This window comes from uncultured Campylobacter sp. (assembly GCF_938040115.1).
Classification (GTDB): Bacteria; Campylobacterota; Campylobacteria; order Campylobacterales; family Campylobacteraceae; genus Campylobacter_A.
The window spans coordinates 1-2,351 of record NZ_CALHXD010000127.1 but is presented as its reverse complement, the minus strand read 5'-3'; the positions used below and the strand labels follow the sequence as shown (position 1 = coordinate 2,351).

The 2,351-nt window shown below is 44.4% G+C and carries 3 protein-coding genes; all 3 read left to right on the top strand.

What is annotated here, in order from left to right:
- Nucleotides 1-324 precede the first annotated feature (324 nt).
- The 3 genes from fdhD to Q0314_RS04890 are packed head-to-tail and all read left to right on the top strand — an operon-like array spanning nt 325 to nt 2,083.
- Complete coding sequence (gene fdhD / locus Q0314_RS04900; protein WP_298057159.1) at nt 325-1,107, top strand: formate dehydrogenase accessory sulfurtransferase FdhD; 783 nt, start codon at nt 325-327, stop codon at nt 1,105-1,107.
- Nucleotides 1,100-1,867, top strand: coding sequence for a LysR family transcriptional regulator (locus tag Q0314_RS04895; protein ID WP_298057154.1), 768 nt, complete (start codon nt 1,100-1,102; stop codon nt 1,865-1,867). The genes fdhD and Q0314_RS04895 overlap by 8 nt, the downstream gene beginning before the upstream one ends.
- A 27-nt stretch (nt 1,868-1,894) precedes the next feature.
- A complete protein-coding gene (locus tag Q0314_RS04890; protein WP_004321084.1) occupies nt 1,895-2,083 on the top strand; it encodes a hypothetical protein in 189 nt (62 codons plus the stop codon).
- Nucleotides 2,084-2,351: the final 268 nt, after the last annotated feature.

Sequence of the window (2,351 nt, the reverse complement as noted above, 5' to 3'; positions counted from 1 at the left end):
TTTAGGTATTTTGATAAATGAAGTAGAAAAATTTAATTTCGTAAATTGGAATTCGGAACAAACATTTTTTTGGGTTAAATTTGGAAAGGGGCGGAAAGAAAAAGTCAAATTTAGACTAAACTAGTAGTGAAGCTTTTTGTGGCGGTTACGGAAATTTTGTATTTAAGATATATGCTAAATTCGCATATATAAATCATCATCAGATACCGATAAAATCGCACTAAAAATAGTTTAAGTTTTTGCTTGATTTAAGCAATAATTCACTACAATCAAATCTTAAATTTAGATTTTCAAGCTATCATTTCGCAAAAATTAAGGAAAATTATGCAACCTATTTTTACGACGCAAATCATCAAATTTAAAGGCGCGCAAAAAAGTGCCGTTGATGATATTTTGGTGCGCGAGATCAAGCTTGAGATCTACATAAACGGCAAGCGTTTCGGCGCAGTGATGGCCACTCCGACCGATCAGGAGGCGCTAGCCGCGGGCTATCTCATCAGCGAAAATTTGATCGCAAGTCCTGAGGATATCGAGAGTATAGAGCTTTCAGGCGACGCTTTAAGCGTGTGGGTAAAGGCTAAAATCAACGAAAAGCGCCTCGAGCAGTTTGACGAGGAAAAGGTGATAATCAGCGGCTGCGGGCGCAGCTCGACGGCAAATATCGACCCGGGGGCTATGGCGGCGCGCTCGATAAAGGGCGAGGTTAAATTTCACAAAGACGAAATTTTGCGCCAGATGGGGCAGTTTTACACGCAGTGCGAGCTTTACGAGATGACGGGCTGCGTGCACACGGCCAAGCTTTTCGTGAGCGGCGAGCAGTTTTACATCGGCGAGGATATCGCTCAGCACAATACCATAGACAAAGCCGTCGGCAAAGCTATACTAGCCGGCTCGCAGCTACAAAATTCGTTTTTGATGGTGAGCGGGCGCTTAAGCTCTGAGATGGTCGCAAAAGCCGTCATGCACGGCATCCCCGTGCTCGTCTCGCGCACGGCTCCGACTAGCCTTGGCGTCGTGATAGCGCGTAAATTTAACCTCACGCTGTGCGGCTTTGCGCGCGGCGAAAACATAAACGTATATAGCGGCGTGGAGAGAATCTATGAGTGAGCAAATCCGCGAACTGATAACAAAACTGCTAAATCCAAAGGGCAGGCTAGACTGCGGCGCGGCGTTTAAGATCGCCGCAAAACTAGGCGTAGAGGTCGGGCTGGTTAGCGACGAGGCCGAAAAAATGGGCGTAAAGATCGACAACTGCGAGCTAGGGCAGTTTGGCGGGCTGGAAAACGGACGCGGCAAATACACCGTGATGACGCAGCTAAAGCAGATGACCGACGAAAAGGACAGGATCCTATGCAAAGACGCTAGAGACGCGGCTGCGGGCGTGGGGCTAAAGACGATCCGCTCGACGCTAAAAGACTATAAAATCGACGTAAAATACTGCCAGTTGGGGTGTTTTAAGGAGAAGAAAGGAAAAAAGATGAGAGTAAAAACCAAAACCTGGATAGAAAACGACGAGGGCGAGCTTATCTTCGGCAAGGGTAAAACCGAAGTCCTAGACGTCATCGCTGAGGTCGGCTCGATCTCAAAGGCCGCCGAAATCCTAGGCATGAACTATAAAAAATGCTGGACTCATCTGCAAATTTTGCAAAAAAATCTAAAAGAGGAGCTTTTTACGACTAGGCAGGGCGGCGGAGAAAACGCCGGCACGACGCTAAACGAGCGCGCGCATGAGCTCATAAACGCCTATAGGCAGCTTCAAAACGACATCGAGGATTTTGCGGATAAGCGCTTTAAGGAGTTGTTTTTGAAAAAAGACGGCGAGAAAAATGACGCAACTAAAGACGACAAAAAAGATAAAAAGAAATAAAACCACATCAAATTTAAGGGAGAAAAAATGTACGTAAAACTAAACGATAGGGTCTATCTAAACAAAGATAAGATCACCAGAGTAAAGGTAGATAGCGTCCAAGACGGTATCAGGATTCGCTTCTACGAGGGGCAAAATCAAGTCGCTAAAAGCGGACGCTTCGAAACCGAAGCAAAAGCTATCGAGTGGCTAGAGAAAAATTTTATAAACAAATAATAAAATGGTCGTGAGCCTCTGTGGCTCGCGCTTCTCTGCTTTATCAAGTTAAATTTGCCGCTTTGCGGTTAAATTTAGCTTGCTCAAATTTAACCTCCAAATTTACTAAATCATTTCCATCGCAAAAGCCCCAAATTTGCGAAAATTTACTATAATTACCGTATCAAATTTAAAGAGTAAAAATGGCAAATTTAGACGAAATAAGAAAAAATATCATCCTAAAACAAGGCGTGCACTATTTTGATTACACTGCTTCGGGGCTTGCTTA

Coding starts and splice junctions, on each gene's coding strand:
- fdhD (WP_298057159.1), top strand. CDS start 325: ATGCAACCTATTTTTACGACGCAAATCATCAAATTTAAAGGCGCGCAA.
- Q0314_RS04895 (WP_298057154.1), top strand. CDS start 1,100: ATGAGTGAGCAAATCCGCGAACTGATAACAAAACTGCTAAATCCAAAG.
- Q0314_RS04890 (WP_004321084.1), top strand. CDS start 1,895: ATGTACGTAAAACTAAACGATAGGGTCTATCTAAACAAAGATAAGATC.